Below are 22,072 nucleotides of genomic sequence, written 5' to 3' on the forward strand. Positions count from 1 at the left end.
TCAAACAGCGACATCCGGAACACATTCAGCGTCGGCACTATCATGAATATGAAAAACAGTACTGTTGCAGGCAGGATGCATAACACCAAAAACCGGTTGCGTCCTTTATGCCTCTCCATTCTCTCCACTCCTTTCAAAATTCTATTTGTCAGGGAAACCATTTCGCGGCGCAGATCAGGCGGGGCAGCGGATGTGTCCGGCGGGGGGCTGACCGCGCGTCACACACGCGCCTTTCAACTCAATCATACCACACCCGTTCTCCGCTTTCCACCGCAAAAGGCGGCGGTGAGTAGGTCACTACTCACCGCCGCCTACTTTTGTCAATTATTGGCTTGGCGAAGGATTACTGGAGCAGATTCTCGCGCATCTGGTCGCTGGCGGCCTTGATGTCGTTGATCCACTGCTCAGTGGTAATGGTGCCGGAGACCAGGCCGTTCACGGGATCCAGGAAGACCTCGCGGACGGTGCCCAGGCCGGCGACGGAGGCGTAAGCGGCAAAGTTGCCCATGGCCGCCTTGGCGCCGTTGTCGTAGATGGAGTAGAACATCTGGTTGTCGCCCTCGAGCTTGTCGGCGATGTCCAGCACGGGCTGGATGGCGCCGCCCTTGGCGAAGATCTCACAGGCCGCGTCGCTGTACAGGAAGGCCACGAACTGCTTGGCGGCGTCCTGATGCTCGGCGCCGGCGGGAATCCAGGCCTGCTCGAACCAGGTGTAGCTGTAGCCGTCGCCGCCGGCCTCAACGGCGGGCAGGGCGGTCATGCCCCACTTGAAGTTCTCGCCCCGGGGGGAGTCGGCCATCTCGCCCACGATCCATGTGCCGTTGGGCATGAAGATCGCCTTGTCGTCCAGAACGAGCTGCTGGTTCATCTTGAAGTCCTGGTCGTTGGCCTGGGCGGGGGTCACGGGGTTGGTGTAGGAGGCCAGCTTCTCAATGATCTCAAAGCACTTCTGCGCCTCGGGGGTATCCCACACGCCCTCGGCGTAGGTGGTGGCGGCGTCAAAGAACTCGGAGCCGCCCACAGAGTACATCAGAGCGTACAGGAAAGCGTCGAAGTAGCCGGTGGTGGGATAAGTAAAGAGGTAGATGCCCTCGGCCATGGCCTTGTCGCCCAGCTCCCACATCTCGTCCCAGGTGGTGGGCAGGGTCCAGCCCTTCTCCTCCAGAAGGCCCGCGTCATAGAACAGGCCGCAGGGGGAGTAGAACATGGGGGCCAGATAGGTCTTGCCGTCGCCGTAGGGGTTGGTGATGGAGTTATCGGTGAAGCCGCCGGCGATCTTGTCGGAGACCTTCACGTCCTCGCCGGGCACGGTCATGCTCAGCACATCGGTGATGTCGAGGATCTGCTTATCCTTGATAAACTGGTCGGTCAGGCCCTTCTCACGGCCGGTGGCCAGATGAATGACGTCGGGGAACTCGCCGCCCTGCATGGCGGGCCCGATGACGTCTTCCAGGTTCTTGTCCTCAGTGAGCTCCACCTTGATGCCGGTCTGAGCGGTAAAGGCGTCGCAGACCTCCTGCCACATGGGGGCGTAGGTGTCGGAGTAGCCGGAGGCCAGGGCGGCCACGCTGATGGTCACGTCGCTGGCGGTGTTGTCGGGGGTGGTCTCAGGGGTCTTGCTGGGCTCGGTCACGGGGGTGCTGGCGCTGGGAGAGGGGGAAGTGCTGCCGGTTCCGTTGCCGCCGCCGGCGCAGCCGGCCAGCAGGGAGACGGAGAGCGCGAGGGAAAGGGTGAGCGCAAGAGTTTTCTTCAGTTTCATTTCCTCTTAACCTCCTAAAAAGTTTCGGTTTTGGGTGTCGGCGGTTCTCCAACCGCCCCTTGGTGCCTTTAGTATATCGCTTCCCAACGGGATATCAACGGAATTCTTGTCGCTATTTTTATAAATATTGCTTTTTAAGATATTTCCAATAATAAGTCTAAAAATTCACATTCTGTTTTGTGCAGAACGCCCGCAGCATTTTACCCATTAAAGCTTCGGTGCTGAAATTATTCCCATCGTGCCCCGGGCACACCTGCCTCTTTTTATGGATTGCACAAAGGCCGAGGCTGTATTATAATCAGTCTCAGCAATGTTGAACCGATATGGCGCAAGATTTCTAAAGCGACGTTAAAGTGATGAAGTGAGGCGACTATGCCATGAGTACCAACCGCTATGAGATGAAGCTGAGCGGCTCCTCCCCCGTGGACCGATCAGCCACAAAGCTCCTGTATGTGAGCACCGCCAAGTACGGCGGTGACTGGCACAGTCTCCTCCACACCCACGCCTGCACCGAGATCTTCTACGTGGTGGGCGGCGTCGGCCAGTTCAAGATTGAGGAGCTGACCCTTCCCGTAACCGTGGATGACATGGTCATTGTCAACCCCAATGTGGAGCATACCGAGGTGAGTCTCAACGCCAGCCCCCTGGAGTACATCGTCATGGGGGTGGAGGGGCTGGAGTTCGCCGCCGGGGAGGATGGGGACGGCCGCTACAGCATGGTTAACTTCCACGGCGGACGGGAGGACGTGCTCCACTACCTGCGGGGGATGCTCCACGAGATTGAGACCAAGTCCGCCGGGTATGACGTGGTCTGCCAGGACCTGCTGGAGGTGCTGATTATCCGCCTCATGCGCCGGACCGACTTCTCCCTCACCCCCGCCCCGCCCAGGAAGCGGGCCAGCAAGGAGTGCGCCGCCGTCCGGCGCTATATCGACAGCCATTTTAAGGAGAACATCACCCTGGACCTCCTGGCGGAGACCGCCCATGTCAATAAATACTACCTGGTGCACACCTTCTCCCGGGAGTTCGGCGTGTCCCCCATCAACTACCTGATCTCCCGCCGGATTCAGGAGAGCCGCTATCTCCTCAGCGACACCGACCACTCACTCAGCCAGATCTCCCATATGCTGGGCTTCTCCTCCCCCAGCTACTTCTCCCAGTCCTTCCGCAAGCTGGAGGGGGTCAGCCCCATGGAGTACCGGAAGCAGAGCAAGCCCGAGAAATAGTCCAGAGGCAGCAGCGTTTATGATTCCTACCGCAAGTCTGACGGCTCCATCTGAATTCTCACAGACCAGACCAGCAAAAACATGACCCGCGGCTACCGTCTGTACCGACCTGAAAAGGAGGGATCTCTCATGGCGTTTCGCCCCATCGTCTTAGCCCGCCCAATGGCAGTGGACCGGGTGGTCACGGTCCACTACTTTGAATACTCCAGCAGCTACTATTTTGAAGGGGAGCGCCACGATTTCTGGGAGTTCCTCTATGTGGACAAGGGCGAGGTGGACGTCATTGCCGGCGATGCGCGCCACACCCTCCGCCGGGGCCAGCTCATCTTCCACGCCCCCGGCGAGTTTCACGCCCTCCGGGCCAACGGCGTGGTGGCCCCCAATCTGGTCGTGGTCAGCTTCTGCTGCGCCAGTACGGATATGGACTTCTTCCGGGGGAAGATCCTGCCCGCCGGGGACGCGGAGCGCTCCCTTCTGGGCCGCATCGTGGCCGAGGGGCAGGCCGCCTTTTCCACCCCTCTGGACGACCCCGCCACCACCGCCATGGAGCGCAGCGCGGCGGCCCCCTTCGGTGCGGAGCAGCTCCTGGGCGCGGCGCTGGAGGAGCTGCTCATCCGACTCGTCCGCCGCGGCGAGGCGCCGCCGCCCCCTCCGCCCAGCGTCATCCACGCCACCGGGCGGGAGGAGCTTTTTGACCGGGTACGCACCTATCTGGAGGGAAACCTGGGCCGCGCCCTCAGCCTGGAGGAGGTCTGCCGGGACAATCTGGTGGGCCGCAGCCGCCTCCAGCAGGTCTTCCGGGAGCGGACCGGCGGCGGCGTGATGGAGTTTTTCGGGTCGCTGAAAATCGAGGCCGCCAAGGGCCTTATCCGGGAGGGCCGCAAGAACTTTACGGAGATCGCAGGGGAGCTGGGCTATCAGTCCATCTACTATTTCTCCCGCCACTTCAAGAAAGCCACCGGAATGAGTCCCAGCGAGTACGCCTCCAGCGTCAAGCTTCTCTCCTCCAAGACCCGTCCGGGGGAATAGCTCCGCCGCCTGATTCCGAAGCAGGGCAGCCCCCCTGGATGCACACCTCGCGGCTGCCCGTGCCCCATCTCCGGACGATTTGATAAATTCTCCCGCTTTTTACAGCATCCGTAACCTTTTTGTGCAAATATTCTGTGAAACTGTCTATTTCTTTTGTCCGGCCCCTCACGTACAATGGGGGCAAGAAAGCAAATCAAAGCAAATCAAGATTTAAAGGAGTGTTTTATATGTCCATTCTCGTCAGCGGCGGCGCGGGCTACATCGGCAGCCACACCTGCATCGAACTCATCGAGGCCGGATACGACATCGTTGTGGCGGATAACCTCTGCAACTCCAGCGAGGAGGCCGTGCGCCGGGTATCCCAAATTGTGGGGCGGGAGATCCCCTTCGTCAAGGCGGAGCTGTGCAGCGAGGACGAGGTGGAAGCCCTCTTTGCCAAGTACCCCGATATTGACGCCGTCATCCATTTCGCCGGGCTCAAGGCTGTGGGCGAGAGCGTAGTTAAGCCCCTGGAGTACTACACCAACAATCTGGTCAACTCCCTGGTGCTGCTGAACGCCATGCGCCGCCATGGTGTGAAGAACTTCGTCTTCTCCTCCTCCGCCACGGTGTACGGCGACCCCGCCACCGTGCCCATCCGTGAGGACTTCCCCACCGGCGGCACCACCAACCCCTACGGCACCACCAAGCTCTTCCTGGAGCGCATCCTCACCGACCTCTGCGCCGCCGATCCCACGATGAATGTGGCCCTCCTGCGGTACTTCAACCCCATCGGCGCTCACGAGAGCGGCCTTATCGGCGAGGACCCCAACGACATCCCCAACAACCTGGTGCCCTACATCGCCCAGGTGGCCGTGGGAAAGCTGGAGAAGCTCCACGTCTTCGGCGACGACTACCCCACTCCCGACGGCACCGGCGTTCGTGACTATATCCACGTGGTGGACCTGGCCCGGGGCCATGTGGCCGCCCTCAGGAAGCTCGACACCGGCTGCGGCCTCTTCGTCTGCAACCTGGGCACCGGCAACGGCTACAGCGTCCTCGACGTGCTCCACGCCTACGAGAAGGCCTGCGGCAAGACTTTGCCCTATGTCATCGACCCGCGCCGAAGCGGCGACATCGCCACCTGCTACGCCGATCCCGCCAAGGCCCGCGACGAGCTGGGCTGGGAGGCAAAATACGGCATCGAGGACATGTGCGCCTCCTCCTGGAAGTGGCAGAGCACAAACCCGAACGGGTACAGAGGATAGGTGAAACGGCAGGAAGCCGGGCAGTCCCCTCCTCATATCTGCCGGCGGCGTCCTCCACGGTTATCACAGCGTCTTTTTTGATGCTGCCCACTCCCTCCGCGTTCTCAATTTCCATTTAACATTTTTTGGGGGAATATTGTATGAAGAAACCTGTGCTCGTCGTCATGGCCGCCGGTATGGGCAGCCGCTACGGCGGTCTCAAGCAGCTGGACCCCGTGGGCAGCCACGGCCAGCTCATCATTGACTACTCCATCTACGACGCCCGCCGCGCCGGCTTTGAGACCGTGGTCTTCGTCATCAAGCCGGAGATCGAGGCCGATTTCAAGGCCGGCATCGGCGACCGGCTCTCTAAGGTGATGGACGTGAAGTACGCCTACCAGCTCAAGGAGGACCTGCCCGAGGGGTACGCCGTCCCCGCGGACCGGGTGAAGCCCTGGGGCACCGCCCAGGCGGCTCTTGCAGCCCGCTCCATCGTGGACGGCCCCTTCGCCGTCATTAACGCCGACGACTACTATGGCCCCGAGGGTTTTCAGGAGATTTACGACTACCTCCTCACCCATCAGGACGGCGAGGTCTACGAGTACGCCATGGTGAGCTATCTCATCAAGAACACCATCTCCGAGTACGGCCACGTGGCCCGGGGCGTGTGCGTGGAGAACACGGAGGGATACCTGGCCGACATCACCGAGCGCACCCAGATTGAGAAGGACGGCGACGACGCCCGCTACACCGAGGACGGCGGCGAGACCTGGACCCACCTCCCCGGCGATACCCCCGTATCCCTAAATCTCTGGGGCTTCACCGCCAGCTTCATGGCCGAGGCCTGGAATCGTTTTCCCGCCTTCCTGGACGGGGCGCTGAAGACCAACCCCCTCAAGGGCGAGTACTTTCTCCCCAGCGTGGTCAGCCAGCTCATCGGCGAGGGCAGGGCCCGGGTCAAGGTTCTCAAAAGCCGGGACAAGTGGTACGGCGTCACCTACAAGGAGGATAAGCCCGTGGTGGTGTCCGCCATCGCCGAGAAGACCGCCGCGGGGCTGTACCCCGACAATCTTTGGGAGGGAAAGTAATGGCCAACACCGCTGAGCACCAGCTCCGGGAGGTCCTGGACGCCTACGATTTCGGCGCGCCCGTCGTGGGCGCGGTCCGCTTCGGCAAGGGCCACATCAACGACACCTTCTGCGTCCACACCCAGGACACCGAGGGTCCCTGTGTCCGTTTCATCCTCCAGCGCATCTCCAATGCCGCCTTCTCCCGCCCGGACCAGCTCATGTCCAACGTGGTGGGGGTTACCGACTACTTAAAGCAGGAGATTGAGAAAATCGGCGGCGACCCCGCCCGGGAAACACTCTCCGTCCTGCGCACCAAAACCGGCGGCACCTACCATACCGACGGCGAGGGCCGGGCCTGGCGGGTGTTCCCCTTCATTGAGGACACCGTCTGCCTGCAGAGCGCCGAGACACCCGAGCTGTTCGCCGCCTCCGCCCGGGCCTTCGGCAAGTTCCAGCGGATGCTGAAGGACTACCCTGCCGACACCCTCTACGAGACCATCGAGCGCTTCCACGACACGGAGAACCGCCTCGCCAACTTCCGCCGTGCCCTGGACGAGGACCGGATGGGGCGGGCCAGGGATGTGGCGGCCGAGGTGGAGTTCGTCCTCGCCCGTGAAAGGGACTGCTCCGTTGCCATGTCCGCCCTGCGGGAGGGCAAGCTCCCCCTGCGGGTGACCCATAACGACACCAAGCTCAACAATGTCCTCATGGACGAGGCCACCGGCGAGGGCGTCTGCGTCATCGACCTGGACACCGTCATGCCCGGGCTCTCCATCAACGACTTCGGCGACTCCATCCGCTTCGGCGCCAACCACTCCGCCGAGGATGAGCGGGATCTCTCCAAGGTAAACTTCGATCTCCACCTCTTCGAGGTATACACAAAGGGCTTCCTGGAGGGCGCGGGCGGCACCCTGACCGCCGCGGAGCTCTCCTATCTCCCCTGGGGCGCCAAGCTCATGACCCTGGAGTGCGGGATGCGCTTCCTCACCGACTATCTGGAGGGCGACCACTACTTCGCCACCCACCGGGAGGGCCAGAACCTGGACCGCTGCCGGACCCAGTTCAAGCTGGTGTCCGACATGGAACACGCCTGGGACGACATGGCCGCCATCGTGGCCAAATACGCATAATCGGATATTTGCACGGGGAGCCGGGCCACATGGCCCGGCTCCTTTTTACCCTGTCCAAGGCTCGCCCTTGGGGGAGGGCTGTCGCCGGAGGCGACCGGGTCGGGGGGACGTGGGTAACGCCCTCCGTGGGCCCGTTGAGGGCCTCGGGCCCTACAGGGTTTCCAATTGCCGTACGGCGATGTGATAATCTGCGCACATAGGGGCGATTTACGAATCGCCCGCCCCATCGCAATCCGCAGGGGCGACCCCTGCGCTCGCCCGCCGTTCCTCATCCCCTGATAAATATTTTTTAAAAAGGGATTGACCCTCACGCAGCGTGATAGTATACAGTAAGAGCCAGAGATAAGCTTACCTCAAAATTTGGTACAGAGGAGGCGGCTTGCATGATGACGGTCAAGCAGGTCTCGTCGCTGACGGGTGTCAGCGTACGGACACTCCAGTTTTACGATGAGATCGGCCTTCTAAGGCCCACCCAGACCACCGCCGCCGGATACCGCCTGTACGACGCCGGCGCGCTGGAAACCCTGCAGCAAATCCTGTTCTTCAAGGAGCTTGATTTCACTCTGAAAGAGATTCGGGCGATTATGGAGAACCCCCACTTTGACAAAACCGCCGCTCTTGCCAAGCAGCGGGAGCTGATTACGCTCAAGCGGGACCGCTTAAACGGCCTGCTGGGTCTGCTGGACAAGCTGCTGAAAGGAGAAGCACACATGAACTTCAAGGAATTTGATATGAGCGAATATTATCGTGTTCTGGGCAACTTCAAGAAAACCCACCCTGATGAGATCGTCGCGCGTCTGGGAAGCCTGGACCGCTTTGACGAGATGCTCGCGGACATGAAAACCCGCGGGGACGGGATCGCCGCCGGCGCGGCGGCGCAGTACGGCAGTCTGGAAAACTACACCCGGGCCATGGAGCGGAGCTTTGAGGACTTTCTTCAAAAGGGTCCCGCCGTTGCCCCAGAGGAGGTCCCGGGCCTGATGGAGCGGACCGAGGCCCTCACCAAAGCCCTCACCGCCGACCTGGCCAAAAGCCCCGCCGCCCCGGAGGTGCGGAAGGCCGCCCGCGCCCTGATGGAATTCACCGAGGCGTGCGGCCGCAGCGTGGACATGGGGGAGAATTTCTGGCCAGCCACGGCGGAGCGGTACCTGTCCGACCCCGTGTATATCCAGGTGAACGACCGCAAATACGGCCCCGGCGCGTCCAGATTCATCGGACTCGCCATCCGGGCCTGCCTGGAGGCATAGCCGCAGGGACGAAAAATCAATGCCCGGTCAGGTGCGGCTTGACGGAAAGACCTTTAGCGACAGCCCGAAAGAGCCCATATCAAAAACGCCGCTGGGCGCACTTGAAGTGTGCCAAGCGGCGTTTTTTTCAGCTTTTAAATCCCCATCTCCGCCTTGACCTCGGCGAAGCAGCGCACTGCGAAGTCCAGGTCCTCCCTGGTGTGTCCCGCGGAGACCTGGGTGCGGATGCGGGCCTTGCCGTCGGGGACCACAGGGTAGCAGAAGCCCACCACGTAGACCCCCTTCTCCAGCATCCGGGCGGCGAACTCCTGGGCGGTCTTGGCTTCGTAGAGCATGACGGCCACAATGGGGTGGTGGCCGGGCAGCACGTCGAAGCCCACCTTCTCCAGCGCCGCGCGGAAGTAAGCGGTGTTCTCGTGGACGCGGTCCCGCAGCTGCGTGGACGCGGTGAGCAGTTCCAGAGTCTTGAGGGTGGCGGCGCAGACGGCGGGAGCCACGGTGTTGGAGAAGAGGTAGGGGCGGCTGCGCTGGCGCAGCAGCTCCACGATCTCCTTCCGGGCGGCGGTGTAGCCGCCGGAGGCCCCGCCCAGAGCCTTGCCGAAGGTGCCGGTAATGATGTCCACCCGGTCGGTGACGCCGCAGAACTCCGGCGTGCCCCGGCCGTGTTCGCCCATGAAGCCCACGGCATGGCTGTCGTCCACCATGACCAGGGCGTCGAACTCGTCGGCCAGGTCACAGATGCCCCTCAGGTTGGCGACATAGCCGTCCATGGAGAACACGCCGTCGGTGGCGATGAGCTTGACGGCGCAGCCGGAATCCCTGGCGTCCTCCAGCTGGCGGCGCAGATCGTCCATGTCGCTGTTCTTATAGCGGTAGCGCTTGGCCTTGCACAGACGCACGCCGTCGATGATGGAGGCGTGGTTGAGCTCGTCGGAGATGACCGCGTCGGCGCTGCCCAGCAGCGTCTCAAACAGGCCGCCGTTGGCGTCGAAGCAGGAGGAGTAGAGGATGGCGTCCTCCATGCCCAGAAACTCGGCCAGAGCGCCCTCCAGCTCCTTGTGGATGGACTGGGTGCCGCAGATGAAGCGGACGGAGGAGAGGCCGAACCCCCACTGGTCGTAGCTCGCCTTGGCAGCCTCAATGAGCTCGGGCCGGTCTGAGAGGCCCAGGTAGTTGTTGGCGCACATATTCACCACCCGCCTGGCGGCGGTGGTGTCGATGCGGGCGCGCTGGGGGGTGGTGATGATACGCTCGGCCTTATAGGTTCCGGCCTGCCTGATCTCCTCAAGGCTGGCCGCGTACCGCTTGAGCGCAGACTTCATAAAATCTCCTCCTTTATTTTATTCTCCGCTTTCCCCGGTCCAGTCCAGGATGACCTTGCCCGACTTGCCGCTGTTCATGGCGTCGAAGCCCTCCTGGAACTGCGTATAATGGAAGCGGTGGGTGATGACGGGGCTCAGGTCCAGGCCGCCCTGAACCATGTAGGACATCTGGTGCCAGTTGTCCATCTTGCGGCCGTAGATGCCCTGCAGCGTCAGGCCCTTGCAGATGATGCCGTTCATGTCCATGGGGACGGGCTGGTTGGCGATGCCCAGGAGGCTGATTTTGCCGCCGTTGCGCATCACGTCGATCATCTGGTGGAGCGCCGCGCCGCTGCCCGACATCTCCAGACCGATGTCGAAGCCCTCTACCAGCCCCTGCTTGTGCATGGTTTCGGTCAGGTCGTCCCGGGCCACGTTGACGGCGGCGTCCGCCCCCATGCGGCGGGCCAGCTCCAGGCGGTAGTCGTTCACGTCGGTGATGACCACCCGCCGCGCACCGGCGTACTTGCAGATCCCCGCGGCGATCATGCCGATGGGGCCCGCGCCGGTAATCAGCACGTCCTCGCCCACCAGGTTCCAGATGAGGGCGGTGTGGGCGGCGTTGCCCACCGCGTCGAAGAAGGCCACCACGTCCTCGGGCAGATTCTGCGGAATGAGGATAACGTTGCTGGCGGGGATGCAGACATACTCGGCAAAGGCCCCGTCCCGGTCCACGCCCACGCCGCTGGTGTTCTTGCACCACTGGATGTTGCCGTTATGGCAGTTGCGGCAGTGGCCGCAGGTGATATGCCCCTCGCCGGACACCCGCTGTCCCACCTCCAGGCCGGTCACCCCCGCGCCCAGGGCAAAAATCTCGCCTACATACTCATGGCCGATGGTCATGGGGGGCTTGATGTGCAGCTGCGCCCATGGGTCCCAATTGTAGATGTGCACGTCGGTGCCGCAGATTGCGGTCTTATGTACTTTGATGAGAACCTCTCCAGGGCCGGGCTCCGGCACGCTCACCTGCCGCAGCTCCAGTCCCGCTCCCGCGGTGGTCTTGACCAGGGCGTCCATCATAGGCATCGATACGTCCTCCTTATAAATACATTTTCCCGTCATTGCGTCTCTATCTCAAGGACAATATACAGGATCTCCCGGGCGCTGTCAAGGCGTTCGGGAGATTTTCTCACCAGATTCTTCCGCGGTTCAACCCCTGGATTTCCCAGTCGCCGGTGCACTTCCCTTCCTTGACATCTGTAGGTGCATTTCGTATGATACCCTCAGTAGACCTGCGGCGGCCGTCATCGCTGCCGGACGCTTTGATTTGAAAGGGGTAGTACCGCCATGAAATTATGGAAACGGGCAGGGCTGCTGCTGGCCCTCTCTCTGCTGCTGACCGTGCCGGCCTCCGCCGCGCAGTCCGACGCCGGGCGCGCCGCCGCCGCACTCCACAGCCTGGGGCTCTTCCAGGGGACCGCCGCCGGGCGTTTCGACGAGGAAAACATGGCCCTGGAGCGGGAGGCCACCCGGGCGGAGGCCCTGGTCATGTTTGTCCGTCTGCTGGGACGGGAGGGCGCCGCACTGGACGGCGGGTATGAGCACCCCTTCTCCGACGGTAGCCCCTGGGCCGACGCCTGTCTGGGGTACGCCTACCAGAACGGATTGGTAAAGGGCAAGGGCGACGGTTCCTTCGGCGCTGCAGAGAGCGTCACGCTGGACGCCTATGTCACCTTCATTCTCCGCGCCCTGAACTACGACGAGGCCGCCGGTGACTTCTCCTGGAGCAGCGCCGCCTCCAAGGGTGTGGAGCTGGGGCTCTATGACGCCGCCTTCGCCGAAGGGTGTGTAGACGGCATGACCCGCGGCGCGCTGGTCCAGGTCTCCTATACCGCCCTCTCCCAGGCTGTCAAGGGCAGCAGCGAAACGCTCGCGGGAAGCCTGGTCCGGCTGGGTATGGTGGATGAGGGCGCGGTCCGCTCCCTGGGACTCCCCCTGGAGGCCGCCGGACCCTCCCCCGAGCCCTCGCCCGAGTCCGGGGAGGACTCCGCCGCAGAGATCCAGGCGCTGGTGGATCTGGTGAATGAGACCCGGGCCGACGCGGGGCTGAGCCCCGTTGCGCTGGACGAGGCCCTCTCCGCCTGCGCCGCCATCCGCGCGGAGGAGATTATCGAGCGCTTCGAGCACACCCGGCCCGACGGGCGGGACTGCTTCTCCGTCCTCTCCGACAGCGGCTTCACCTATCGCCGCGCCGGGGAGAACATCGCCTACGGGTACCCCACCGCGGAGTCGGTGATGGACGGCTGGATGAACTCCGCCGGCCACCGCGCCAATATTCTTGAGTCCGGCTACAGCAGAATCGGCGTGGGCAGGTCGGGCACCCGCTGGGTCCAGCTATTTGCGGACTGAGCGGGCGGCGCATCGGAAAATATGACCAGTACCGGCCCCCAAAGGGGCCGGTTTTTTATGTGGTTTTATCCCAAGATAGAATTGACATTTGTCCAATCCGGTGGTATCCTAAATACATAATTATTCATCTTTAGGTGAGTATACTGCATCTTTATTCTTGTGTGTCCTGCAAAACCGTGTGAAGGAAAGGTGATCCCCCATGAAAAACGCCGTTAAGACCACCCAAAAGTGGCTGGCGCTGGTACTGGCCCTGGCCATGTGCCTGTCGCTGGCCGTCCTCCCGGCGTCCGCCGAGGAGGCCCCCGTCCCCATCTCCGCTCCCATTGCCACAGGCACCTTTGAAAACACCTCCGGCGACGGCGGCGGAAATGTCGTCAATCTCTCCACTCCCCGCTCCTTCAAGGCCATGGTTCCCGTGGACATGACCGAGGCCCAGGCCCTGGAGGCCGCCAAGACCGTGGTCTGGTCCCTGGACCGGGACGGCGCCAGGGAATACCTGGACGCCGGGCTCTACCCCAACCAGTACCAGGGCGGGGCGCTGGACAGCTGGCTGTGCACCGACGGGACCTCCCCCCTCTTCACCAATGTGAAGAGCTCCGCCGAGACGGCGGACGGTCAGGTGTATCTGACCGCCACCTTTGACTCCAACCCCTACTTTTACGTCCAGGACCGCAACACCAAGGCCTGGTCCGTAGATCCCAGCGTCCCCCACGCCAACGGCGGCGCCTATCTGGACGTATGCGGATACTTCAACCTCACAGCCGCCCTGGACGGCGCGGCCCTGGGCGCGGCGGCGCTGAAAATCACCCCCTACGACAATTTCCATACCATGGCGGAAATCTATGCCGAGCTCGACAGCATGGTGGCCTTCGCCGAGGAGAACACCGGCCTCTATGTGGAGAAGTTCTCCATGGGCAGGAGCCAGGGCGACAACGGCCTTGAGAGCCTGGATATGCCCTACCTCATCGTGGCCAAGGACAAGGCCGCGGTGGACAAGTGGAACACCATCAAGGCCCAGGCGGAGAGCGACCCTGCCGCTCTCATCAAGAAGATAAACGACAAGACCCTGGGCAGCTATCAGGTGCCCGTGCTCTACTCCAACGTCCACGCCAACGAGGTCTCCGCTTCCGACGGCATCGTGAAGTTCGCCTGGATGCTGCTGGAGGCCGCAGCTGATGACGGCGAGCTCAGCTACGACAAGCTCACCGGCTTCACCGCCGCGGGCGAGGCCGAGCTTCAGGCCCAGATGGGCGAAAAGGGCGCGGCGGGCAGCGTGGCCGTGCCCGACCTGGTGTCCGACACCGCCACCTATCTGGGCTACATCAAGGGCGAGGGGCTGAGCGTCTCCGGCCAGGTGGATCTGGAGAAGTACTACACCTCCGAGACCCAGACCGTCTCCGTCAAGGACCTGCTGGACGATCTCTTCTTCATCATCGTCCCCGAGGAGAACGTGGAGGGCCGGACCTACGTGACCCGCACCTCCTCCGGCGGCTTCGACCTCAACCGCGACAACTCCTTCCAGACCCAGGCCGAGACCCGGAACATGACCGCCCTCATTGCCCAGTGGAACCCCGTCAGCTTCACCGAGTTCCACGGCCGGGTGAAGACCTTCCAGTGCGAGCCCTGCGATCCCCCCCACGAGCCCAACTTTGAGTACGACCTGCTGGCCGAGCACCTGATGACCGGCGGCGAGGCCTTCGGCATCGCCGCGGTCGCCAATAACGACGGCTACAACAGCTATGTCATCCCCCAGCGGGACTACCTGAGCTACACCGGCGAAAAGACCGCCGACGGGGCCGACCAGACCCAGTGGTACGACCCCTGGGACGACATGTCCACCAGCTACACCCCCCAGTACGCCATGCTCCACGGCACCGTGTCCTACACCGTTGAGGTTCCCGCCTACAACGACGCCACCGCCACCGCCGTGGCCTACGGCCAGCTGGGCCAGTCCGACTACATCGCCGCCAATAAGGACAGCTACCTCCTGGCCCAGACCAAGATTTTCGAGCGGGGCGTGACCAACGCCAACTCAGACGCCTACGAGCTGGTGGGCCAGTGGTTCTGCGACCAGTACGACGTGGAGGGCGCCGAGGCCGCCCTCTTCCGGCCCGAGTACGATGGCGAGGGCCAGAACGGCAACTTCTACCCCGAGTGCTACATCATTCCCCTGGACGGCGCCAATCAGAAGAACCTCCAGGCCGCAGACGAGATGCTCACCTACCTCACCCGCAACGGTGTGAAGGTCATGACCGCCAATAAGTCCTTCAACTACGGCGGCGTGGATTACCCCGCCGGGACCGCCGTGGTCTCCATGTACCAGGCCAAGCGCTCGGTGGCCAACGGCGTGCTCTACGACGGCACGGTCATCACCGAGTGGCCCGTGCTCTACTCCGAGGGCATCACCGCCTTCAATAAGACCCGCGGCTTCGACATGGCCGTATGCGCCGAGAGTACTGCATACAAAACCATCGCCGCCTCCAGCTCCGTCTCCGACAAGTGGAGTGTGGAGTCCTCCTTCACGGGCGTGAAGGACGCGAAGGTCATCCTCTCCAACGCCTCCGAAGCCTCCACCGCCGCCGTCAATTCCCTGCTCCAGGACGGCAAAGAGGTCAGCGTCATCCTCACCGGCGACAGCAAGGGCAGCTTCCTCTGCGACTGGGCCGACTGGCTCACCGTCTCCGGGGACTATCTCATCACCGGCACCGGCGTGGCCGAGGCCGACGCCCCTCTCTCCCTGTCCCTCACCAAGGCCCCTGTGGTCTACATCTCCGGCAAGCCCGCCGACAATGACAAGGGCTTTGTCAAGTCCACTCTGGTGAGCGGGGCGGCCCAGTACAATTACGACCGCCAGTCCATGCAGCTGCTGGGCTTTACCGTCACCGACGACGCCTCCAAGGCCGACCTCATCATCGGCGCGGCGGCGCTGGACGACGCGGCCCTGGCCGCCGTCAAGAGCGGCAAGCCCTACATCGGCTACGGCTCCAACGCCATGCGCTCCGCCGCGGGCCTCTTCGAGGAGGGCGCACTGGTCCGCGAGACTGCGGGCGACAGCGCCATGGACGCCCTGGCCCATGTGACCTACCCCACCGAGACCCTGGTGAACGCCAGCTACATCGCCGAGGGGGACGACATCCTCTACGGCTACGGCGCGGGCTACTTTGCCAGCGTGCCCAAGGGGTCCCAGGTGCTGGTGCAGCTGGACGGCTCCAAGGAGCTTCTGGAGGGCTTCCTCCCCTCCACCGGCGAGCACTACGCCGACTTCCTCAATAACTCCGTCCAGGCCATTGAGTACCACGGTAAGGGCGCGGCGGGAGCCAATCTCAATGTGGTCCTCTTCGCCAACACCCTCACCAACAAGGTCCATCAGCGGGATGAGTTCGCCTTTATCTCCAACGCCGCTTTCGCCGCCGTGGTGGGCGACGTTGCCACCGGCAGCGTAAAGACCGCCGACGACGCCAAGACCCTGGCCGGCGCCCGCTACACCGACGTGAACGCCAACAGCTGGTACGCCGAGAGCGTGGGCCAGGCCGCCGCCCAGGGCCTGATGAACGGCACCTCCAAAACCGCCTTCTCCCCCATGGGCAGCGTCTCCCGCCAGATGGCCGCCACCATCCTCTACCGCATGGCCGGCTCCCCCGACGTGGGCGGCATGGTCCTGGGCGGGTTCTCCGACGGCAGTCAGGTGGCCTCCTGGGCCTCCGACGCTATGGTCTGGGCCGTCCAGGAGGGCGTCCTCACCGGCAGCGCGGGCGCGCTGAACCCCAATGGCGACATTACCCGCCAGGAGCTCTCCGCCCTTCTCTACCGCATGGCCGGCTCCCCCGACGTGGGCGGCATGGTCCTGGGCGAGTTCTCCGATGGCAGCGCGGTGGCCTCCTGGGCCCATAGCGCCATGGTCTGGGCCGTCCAGGAGGGCGTCCTCACCGGCAGCGCCGGGTCCCTTGCCCCCGGCAGTACCGCCACCCGCGCCGAGCTCGCCACCATCATTCTCCGCGCCGCCGGCGCACTGGAGAGCGTGAAATAACCGCAGTCTATTTGAAGCGGGGGCGCAGACCAGTGGTCTGCGCCCCCGCTCGTTCTCTTGCTCAGTCACCCAGCCGCAGCACGGTCAGGGCGATATCGCCGGCGGTAAAGCCGCTCTCCTCAGCCCGCACCTCAAGGCTGGCCGGAGTACTGGTCACCCGGAAGGGCGTACTGAAGGTGAGGGTCGCCACCTCGGTGGAGGAGGCGAAGGTGTGGTGGGCCACGCCGCCCGGCACCGGCGACCCATCCAGATAGAGCCGGAGGGTCACCTCCGCAGGAATGGCCGTGCCCGCGTCCGGGGACACCGCGCCATGGAAGGTGGCCTGATAGATGCCCGGCTGGCTGATGACCACGTCGGGCGAACCCGCCTGATGGGTGATGGCCGTGCCGGAGATCAGGGGCGTGTCGGTGAAGATCAGCGCGCCCCCGGCGACGGTAGGCTGGGCGGCAGGGTCCACGGTGCCCAGCACCTCCAGGGTGCCGCCGCCTCCCGGCTCGCCTCTGGGGATGACAAAATCAAAGATGGCGTTGTACTCGTCCCCCGAATTGGTCACCTCGGCGGGTGTGCCCGGGTCGCCGGTGGTGACGGTGCCGATGGTAATCGTGGCCGCCGGCCCAGTCTCCCCCTGGGGACCCTCGGGACCCTCCGGGCCGATTTCTCCCTGGGGTCCCTCCGGGCCGGCGGGACCTTCGGGACCGGCTTCTCCCTGGGGTCCCTCCGGACCGGCGGGGCCTTCAGGACCGGCTTCTCCCTGGGGTCCCTCCGGGCCGGCTGGGCCTTCCGGACCGGCTTCTCCCTGGGGTCCGGCCGGGCCGGCTGGGCCCTGCGCGCCCGTGGCGCCTGCTGCCCCGGTGGGCCCCGCCGCTCCTGTCGCGCCTGTCGCGCCGGTTGCGCCGGTTGCGCCCGTGGCGCCGGTGGGACCGGTAGGGCCGCCGGCAGGTCCGGTGGCTCCGGTGGCGCCTGAGGCGCCCTGAGGCCCCGCGGGGCCTGTCGCTCCCGTTGCGCCCGCAGCGCCCTGCGGGCCGGTGGCGCCCCGGGGGATAATAAAGTCCAGCACGTGGTCCGGCCCTCCGCTGACGTCCACGACGGCGGCGGCGCTCCCCGGCTCCCCGGTCTGGGTGTTGCGAATGGTAATGGTCTCAGCTACGGCGGTCCCGGTCGCACCTGTCGCACCTGTCGCACCTGTCGCACCTGTCGCGCCCGTCGCACCCGTCGCACCTGTCGCGCCCGCGGTTCCGGCCGGACCCTGAGGGCCCATCGGGCCCGTCGGCCCCTGGGGCCCCATCGGGCCAGCAGGGCCCTGGGGTCCGGCGGGGCCGGGACAGGGACAGGGGCAGGGGCACGGCGGGGGACAAGGCGGCGGACAGGCTGGCGGGCAGCATTTGGGTTCATTGTGGTATATATTCAATGTAGTACCTCCTTAGAAAAAGTGGGTATTGACCCACTCCATCCTATGCCGGGGCTGGACGACAAGCGCCAAAGGGAGTACAATACCCTCACACAATCTTAGTGCCGGAAAGGATGTCCGCCATGAACCAATCCCGCCTGGACCGCGTCGCCGCCAATATGGACGCCCAGGGTCTCTCCCAGATTATCGTCTCCTCCACCGCCTCGGTCTACTATCTCACCGGCTTCTGGGTGGAGCCGATGGAGCGAATGCTGGCCCTTCTCATCCGGGCCGACGGCCGCTGCACCCTCTTCGCCAACGAGCTCTTCGGTCTCTCCCCCCAGCCCGGCCTGGAGCTGATTCTCCATACCGACAGCGACGATCCCACTGCCCGGCTCTCCGACGAGCTCCTGCCCGGTAAGCTGGGCGTGGACAAAGCCTGGCCCAGTAAATTTCTGATCGGCGTTCTGGACCGCAGGGGCGACGTAACTCCGGTTCTTGGCTCCGCCCCGGTGGACGACGCCCGGAAGTTCAAGGACCCGGACGAGATTGCCGCCATGCGCGCCGCCTCCCTCATCAACGACAGAGTGGTGGAGGGCGCCATCTCCGCCCTGACCGAGGGCGTCCGGGAGGATGAGATCGCCGCCCTGGTGGAGTCCCTTTACCGCGAGAACGGCGCGGACCGCTCGGCCGAGGGGCAGCTGGTCTGTTTCGGCCCCAACGGGGCAGACCCCCACCACGCCCCCGGCGCCGCCGTCATCTCCGCCGGGGACTCGGTTGTACTGGACCTCTTTACCCCCATCCGCCGTTACTGGTGCGACATGACCCGCACCGTCTTCTTCCGCAGGGCGGACGGGGAGCACCGCCGTGTCTATGAGGCGGTAAGGGCCGCCAACCTGACCGCCGAGGCCGTGATTCGCCCCGGTGTGCCCATGTGCGATATCGACCGCGCCGCCCGCTCGGTCATTGAAGACGCAGGGTACGGCAAATACTTCACCCACCGCCTGGGCCACGGCTGCGGCCTGGACTGCCACGAGCCGCCCGACAACTCCAGCGCCAGCACGGTCCCGGCCCAACCGGGCATGGTCTTCTCCGTGGAGCCGGGCATCTACCTCCCCGGCAGATTGGGCGTGCGGATAGAGGACCTGGTTCTGGTCACCGAGGACGGCTGCGAGGTCCTCAACAAGGCCTCCAAGGACTTTCGTATTGTATAACCAAAGCAGGCGAGGGCCGTCCGATTGGACGGCCCTCGCCTGCTTCGCCCGGCGTTATCGCACCTACCCCATTTTTGCCTCTTCATCGGTGGCCTCCAGCTTGAAAATCACCGGCCGCAGACCGTCGTTGCAGCTGCAGATCGCCACGCCGGGCTTTTTGACCCAGTCCCCGTAGTAAAAGAGCTCCTCACCCGTCCCGTGGGCCAGGGCGAAGACGTACTGGTACATGGCCTTCCACGCCTCGTCGCACATCCCCTGGGGCTTGGCGAAGTCCGCGTAGAACACCTGTCCCTCCTTCTGCATGGGGCAGGGCCCCAGGCCCTCCGCGCCGTACTCTCCGGCCAGCTCCTGGTCGAACGTCACCTTCAGCACCGTAATCCTTACCTTTTTCACGTCTCTACCTCCCTTTCAAATACCAGATCGAAATTCTGGAGCACACCGATGATATTCGTCGGGATACAGCACACCAGGCGGTACCCCCTCTGCGCAAATGTGCGGATAATCTCCTGATAGCCCGTAAATTCCGCGCCCATCATTCTGTCGTTCTGCACCGATACATACTCATACTCGTACATATGACCGCCCCTTTCCCCGGCTATAAATAGTTTCCCGTGTAGGATGCCCCGCAGCCCTTCAGCGCCTGGGGGGTCCCCTGGAAGAGGACCTCGCCGCCCTTCACGCCGCCCCCCGGCCCCAAGTCGGCCACATAATCCGCCCAGCGGATCACCTGTGTGTTGTGCTCCACCAGGATGATGGTGTTCCCGGCGTCGGCCATACGGTCCAGCAGGGCGAGGAAGTGCTCCACGTCCAGGCCGTGGAGGCCCACTGTGGGCTCGTCCATCAGGTAGAGGGTCCGCCTCCCCTTCCCCGTCAGCAGCTCCGCGGCCAGCTTGAGCCTCTGGCCCTCGCCGCCGGAGAGGGTGGTGAGTCTCTGCCCCAGCTCCAGATACCCCAGGCCCACGTCCCGCAGCAGGCCCAGAATCCGCCCCAGCTTCCCACCATCGCCGAAGGCCTCCAGGGCCTCCTCCACGGAGAGGGCCAGAACCTCGTTGATGTTCCGCCCTCCGTACCGGACGGCCAGCACCTCCTCCCGGAAGCGCCTGCCGCCGCAGATCGGACAGGGCACCTCCACATCCTCGAAAAAGAGGAGGTTGCTCTTCACCACCCCCATCCCCTGGCAGGCCTCGCACCGCCCGTCCGGGGTGTTGAAGGAGAAATCCCGGGCCGTCAGCCCAGCGGCCCCGGCCTGGGCGCTCTCCCCAAACCGCCTGCGGATTTCCCCGTAGAGGCCGGAGTAGGTGGCTACGTTGGAGCGCTTCATCCGGGTGACGGCCGCCTGATCGATGGCCACCACCTGGTCGAAGTCCTCCAGTCCGGCCACCTCTGCGCAGCCGCACCCCTTGGCCAGTACATCGAAAATCAGCGTGGACTTGCCCGATCCGGATACGCCGGTGACGGCGGACACGCAGCCCTCCGGGAACCGGACGGACACATTCTTTAAATTGTGGAGGGTCGCCCCCCGGATTTCCACAAACCGCCCGTTTCCCCGGCGCACCCGCTCCCGGACCGTCTGTCCCTTTGCCAGCCAGGCCCCGGTGACCGAGGCGGGGTTTCCCCTCAGCTCCTCCAGAGTCCCGGCGGCCGCCACCGTCCCTCCGTGCCGCCCCGCGCCGGGGCCCAGGTCGATGATATGGTCAGCCGCCGCCATCACGTCCGGGTCGTGCTCAATGACCAGCACGGTGTTCTCCTGACCGCACAGCTCCTTCAAAATACCTATCATGCCCGCCGTGTCCCTGGGGTGGAGGCCCACGGTGGGCTCGTCCAGGATGTAGATAAGCCCGGTCATGCCCCCGTCCAGGGCGGCGGAGAGCTTGATGCGCTGGCTCTCGCCGCCGGAGAGGGTCATGGCCTGCCGATCCAGTGAGAGGTAGCCAAGACCCACGGCCAGGAACCGCCGCAGCTTGGTCCGCAGGTCCAGCAGGTACGGCGCCGTCATGTCTCTCGCCCCGCCGGCGAGGCTCTCCTCCAGCTCCCCCAGCCAGGCGTACAGCTCCTCCAGCGAGAGGGCGGAGAGCTCCGGCAGACGCCGCCCCATCACCGTCACCGCACGGCTTTCGGCGTTTAACCGCTCACCGCCGCAGTCCGGACAGAGGGCCTGGGAGAAATAGGGCTCCAGGCCCTTCAAATCCCCTTGTTTTTCTCCCAGCCTGCGCCACAGGAGGGGGACGACCCCCTCAAAACGCCCATCCTGCACGTTTTTCGGCGGTTTTTTCTCCACTGACGTGGTTTTGATCGCCTCGCACTCCACGCCGTCGTACAAAATGGCCTTTTGGATGGGAGAAAAGGCCGCGACGGGGGTATTCGGCGCAATCGGGACGCCGTAATGGGCAAAAGCGGCGTAAACCACCCCCGTCTGATACTCCCTGTACCTGCCCTCCCATATCGGTACCGCCCCGTCCTCCAGGGAGCGCTCCTCCCGGACGGCAGCCGCCCGGTTCACCGCCATCACGCTGCCCAGGCCCTCGCAACGGGGACATGCCCCCTCCCGGGTGTTGTGGGAGAACTCCGTGCGGGTGAGCTTGTCCATCCGCACCCCGCAGCGGCAGCAGTACATATAGACCTTAAACTCCCCGTCCCGCTTTTCGGTCTCCTCCCGGCAGTCGGCGGACGAGACAAGCTCCCCGCAGTGGGGACATCTGCGAACGCCCAGCTTCTCGTACACCATGCGCAGCTCGGTATAGAGGTTGGTGGCGGTGCCCACGGTGGAGCGCGGGTTGCGGTTGGCCGCCCTGCGCTGAGAGATCAGGACGGCCGGGGACAGCCCCCGTACCGCGCCCACCCTGGGCCTGCCGATGCCCTGCCAGCCCATGGCCTCCAGGTACTGCCGCTGACACTCCTGGTAGAGGAGGTCCACCGCCAGGGTGGACTTGCCCGACCCGGACACACCGGTGAGGACCACCAGTTTGTCCCGGGGGATGTCCACGGTGAGGTCCCTCAGATTGCCCTCCCGGGCGTTCTCAATGTGGATCCGCTTCGCCATACGCTCC

General features: G+C 64.2%; 16 protein-coding genes and 1 pseudogene. 9 read left to right on the top strand and 8 right to left on the bottom strand.

Annotation, left to right across the window (positions count from 1 at the left end; all coding sequences use genetic code 11):
- Window positions 1-119 (bottom strand): annotated as a pseudogene (locus H8S62_RS18000) (sugar ABC transporter permease); the annotation flags it as partial.
- A 224-nt stretch (window positions 120-343) separates the two neighbouring features.
- Window positions 344-1,759, bottom strand: coding sequence for a carbohydrate ABC transporter substrate-binding protein (locus tag H8S62_RS07430; protein WP_155149284.1), 1,416 nt, complete (start codon window positions 1,757-1,759; stop codon window positions 344-346).
- A 377-nt stretch (window positions 1,760-2,136) separates the two neighbouring features.
- On the opposite strand from H8S62_RS07430, the gene H8S62_RS07435 reads away from it, so the two are divergent.
- The 6 genes from H8S62_RS07435 to H8S62_RS07460 all read left to right on the top strand — a co-directional run bounded on the left by H8S62_RS07435 (window position 2,137) and on the right by H8S62_RS07460 (window position 8,687).
- Window positions 2,137-2,985: a helix-turn-helix transcriptional regulator gene (locus H8S62_RS07435; RefSeq protein ID WP_155149286.1), complete on the top strand. Its 849-nt coding sequence runs from the start codon at window positions 2,137-2,139 to the stop codon at window positions 2,983-2,985.
- Between the two features lie 129 nt (window positions 2,986-3,114).
- Window positions 3,115-4,014, top strand: coding sequence for a helix-turn-helix domain-containing protein (locus H8S62_RS07440; RefSeq protein ID WP_155149288.1), 900 nt, complete (start codon window positions 3,115-3,117; stop codon window positions 4,012-4,014).
- 227 nt (window positions 4,015-4,241) lie between these two features.
- Complete coding sequence (gene galE / locus H8S62_RS07445; protein ID WP_155149290.1) at window positions 4,242-5,261, top strand: UDP-glucose 4-epimerase GalE; 1,020 nt, start codon at window positions 4,242-4,244, stop codon at window positions 5,259-5,261.
- A gap of 140 nt (window positions 5,262-5,401) precedes the next feature.
- Window positions 5,402-6,328 (top strand): sugar phosphate nucleotidyltransferase, encoded by a 927-nt coding sequence (locus tag H8S62_RS07450; RefSeq protein WP_186918905.1) that lies wholly within the window; start codon window positions 5,402-5,404, stop codon window positions 6,326-6,328.
- Window positions 6,328-7,440 (top strand): phosphotransferase enzyme family protein, encoded by a 1,113-nt coding sequence (locus H8S62_RS07455; RefSeq protein WP_155149293.1) that lies wholly within the window; start codon window positions 6,328-6,330, stop codon window positions 7,438-7,440. The genes H8S62_RS07450 and H8S62_RS07455 overlap by 1 nt, the downstream gene beginning before the upstream one ends.
- Before the next feature lie 383 nt (window positions 7,441-7,823).
- A complete protein-coding gene (locus tag H8S62_RS07460; RefSeq protein WP_186918906.1) occupies window positions 7,824-8,687 on the top strand; it encodes a MerR family transcriptional regulator in 864 nt (287 codons plus the stop codon).
- A gap of 134 nt (window positions 8,688-8,821) precedes the next feature.
- On the opposite strand, the gene H8S62_RS07465 is transcribed toward H8S62_RS07460, so the two are convergent.
- Both H8S62_RS07465 and tdh read right to left on the bottom strand, forming a co-directional pair.
- Window positions 8,822-10,009, bottom strand: a complete 1,188-nt coding sequence (locus H8S62_RS07465; RefSeq protein WP_155149297.1) for a glycine C-acetyltransferase — start codon at window positions 10,007-10,009, stop codon at window positions 8,822-8,824.
- Between the two features lie 18 nt (window positions 10,010-10,027).
- Window positions 10,028-11,074, bottom strand: a complete 1,047-nt coding sequence (gene tdh / locus H8S62_RS07470) for an L-threonine 3-dehydrogenase (protein WP_341481030.1) — start codon at window positions 11,072-11,074, stop codon at window positions 10,028-10,030.
- Window positions 11,075-11,335: 261 nt separating this feature from the next.
- Here tdh and H8S62_RS07475 point away from each other — a divergent pair, with 261 nt between their 5' ends.
- Window positions 11,336-12,397: a CAP and S-layer homology domain-containing protein gene (locus tag H8S62_RS07475; protein ID WP_186918907.1), complete on the top strand. Its 1,062-nt coding sequence runs from the start codon at window positions 11,336-11,338 to the stop codon at window positions 12,395-12,397.
- 199 nt (window positions 12,398-12,596) lie between these two features.
- Complete coding sequence (locus H8S62_RS07480; protein WP_186918908.1) at window positions 12,597-16,424, top strand: M14 family metallopeptidase; 3,828 nt, start codon at window positions 12,597-12,599, stop codon at window positions 16,422-16,424.
- Window positions 16,425-16,485: 61 nt separating this feature from the next.
- Here H8S62_RS07480 and H8S62_RS07485 read toward each other — a convergent pair whose 3' ends face one another.
- On the bottom strand, window positions 16,486-17,682 hold the full coding sequence (locus tag H8S62_RS07485) for a collagen-like protein (protein WP_243255495.1): 1,197 nt from the start codon (window positions 17,680-17,682) through the stop codon (window positions 16,486-16,488).
- Window positions 17,683-17,954: 272 nt separating this feature from the next.
- Between H8S62_RS07485 and H8S62_RS07490 the strand changes: the two genes are divergently transcribed.
- Entirely contained in the window at window positions 17,955-19,025 is a 1,071-nt protein-coding gene (locus H8S62_RS07490; RefSeq protein WP_186918911.1) for a M24 family metallopeptidase, read from the top strand.
- Window positions 19,026-19,088: 63 nt separating this feature from the next.
- On the opposite strand, the gene H8S62_RS07495 is transcribed toward H8S62_RS07490, so the two are convergent.
- Genes H8S62_RS07495 through H8S62_RS07505 form a run of 3 tightly spaced genes read right to left on the bottom strand, consistent with a single transcriptional unit; the run spans window position 19,089 to window position 22,065 of the window.
- Window positions 19,089-19,418: a TIGR04076 family protein gene (locus H8S62_RS07495; RefSeq protein ID WP_173023865.1), complete on the bottom strand. Its 330-nt coding sequence runs from the start codon at window positions 19,416-19,418 to the stop codon at window positions 19,089-19,091.
- Window positions 19,415-19,600 (bottom strand): DUF4177 domain-containing protein, encoded by a 186-nt coding sequence (locus H8S62_RS07500; RefSeq protein WP_155152315.1) that lies wholly within the window; start codon window positions 19,598-19,600, stop codon window positions 19,415-19,417. The genes H8S62_RS07495 and H8S62_RS07500 overlap by 4 nt, the downstream gene beginning before the upstream one ends.
- A 20-nt stretch (window positions 19,601-19,620) precedes the next feature.
- A complete protein-coding gene (locus tag H8S62_RS07505; protein ID WP_186918912.1) occupies window positions 19,621-22,065 on the bottom strand; it encodes an excinuclease ABC subunit UvrA in 2,445 nt (814 codons plus the stop codon).
- Window positions 22,066-22,072 lie beyond the last annotated feature (7 nt).

The sequence above is a fragment of the Lawsonibacter faecis genome, from assembly GCF_014287675.1.
In the GTDB taxonomy this organism is placed as follows: Bacteria; Bacillota; Clostridia; order Oscillospirales; family Oscillospiraceae; genus Pseudoflavonifractor; species Pseudoflavonifractor faecis.

Bases quoted from the DNA above. Each gene is read 5' to 3' on its own strand.
- H8S62_RS07430 (WP_155149284.1), bottom strand. From the start codon at position 1,759: ATGAAACTGAAGAAAACTCTTGCGCTCACCCTTTCCCTCGCGCTCTCC.
- H8S62_RS07435 (WP_155149286.1), top strand. From the start codon at position 2,137: ATGAGTACCAACCGCTATGAGATGAAGCTGAGCGGCTCCTCCCCCGTG.
- H8S62_RS07440 (WP_155149288.1), top strand. From the start codon at position 3,115: ATGGCGTTTCGCCCCATCGTCTTAGCCCGCCCAATGGCAGTGGACCGG.
- galE (WP_155149290.1), top strand. From the start codon at position 4,242: ATGTCCATTCTCGTCAGCGGCGGCGCGGGCTACATCGGCAGCCACACC.
- H8S62_RS07450 (WP_186918905.1), top strand. From the start codon at position 5,402: ATGAAGAAACCTGTGCTCGTCGTCATGGCCGCCGGTATGGGCAGCCGC.
- H8S62_RS07455 (WP_155149293.1), top strand. From the start codon at position 6,328: ATGGCCAACACCGCTGAGCACCAGCTCCGGGAGGTCCTGGACGCCTAC.
- H8S62_RS07460 (WP_186918906.1), top strand. From the start codon at position 7,824: ATGATGACGGTCAAGCAGGTCTCGTCGCTGACGGGTGTCAGCGTACGG.
- H8S62_RS07465 (WP_155149297.1), bottom strand. From the start codon at position 10,009: ATGAAGTCTGCGCTCAAGCGGTACGCGGCCAGCCTTGAGGAGATCAGG.
- tdh (WP_341481030.1), bottom strand. From the start codon at position 11,074: ATGCCTATGATGGACGCCCTGGTCAAGACCACCGCGGGAGCGGGACTG.
- H8S62_RS07475 (WP_186918907.1), top strand. From the start codon at position 11,336: ATGAAATTATGGAAACGGGCAGGGCTGCTGCTGGCCCTCTCTCTGCTG.
- H8S62_RS07480 (WP_186918908.1), top strand. From the start codon at position 12,597: ATGAAAAACGCCGTTAAGACCACCCAAAAGTGGCTGGCGCTGGTACTG.
- H8S62_RS07485 (WP_243255495.1), bottom strand. From the start codon at position 17,682: ATGGGCCCTCAGGGTCCGGCCGGAACCGCGGGCGCGACAGGTGCGACG.
- H8S62_RS07490 (WP_186918911.1), top strand. From the start codon at position 17,955: ATGAACCAATCCCGCCTGGACCGCGTCGCCGCCAATATGGACGCCCAG.
- H8S62_RS07500 (WP_155152315.1), bottom strand. From the start codon at position 19,600: ATGTACGAGTATGAGTATGTATCGGTGCAGAACGACAGAATGATGGGC.
- H8S62_RS07505 (WP_186918912.1), bottom strand. From the start codon at position 22,065: ATGGCGAAGCGGATCCACATTGAGAACGCCCGGGAGGGCAATCTGAGG.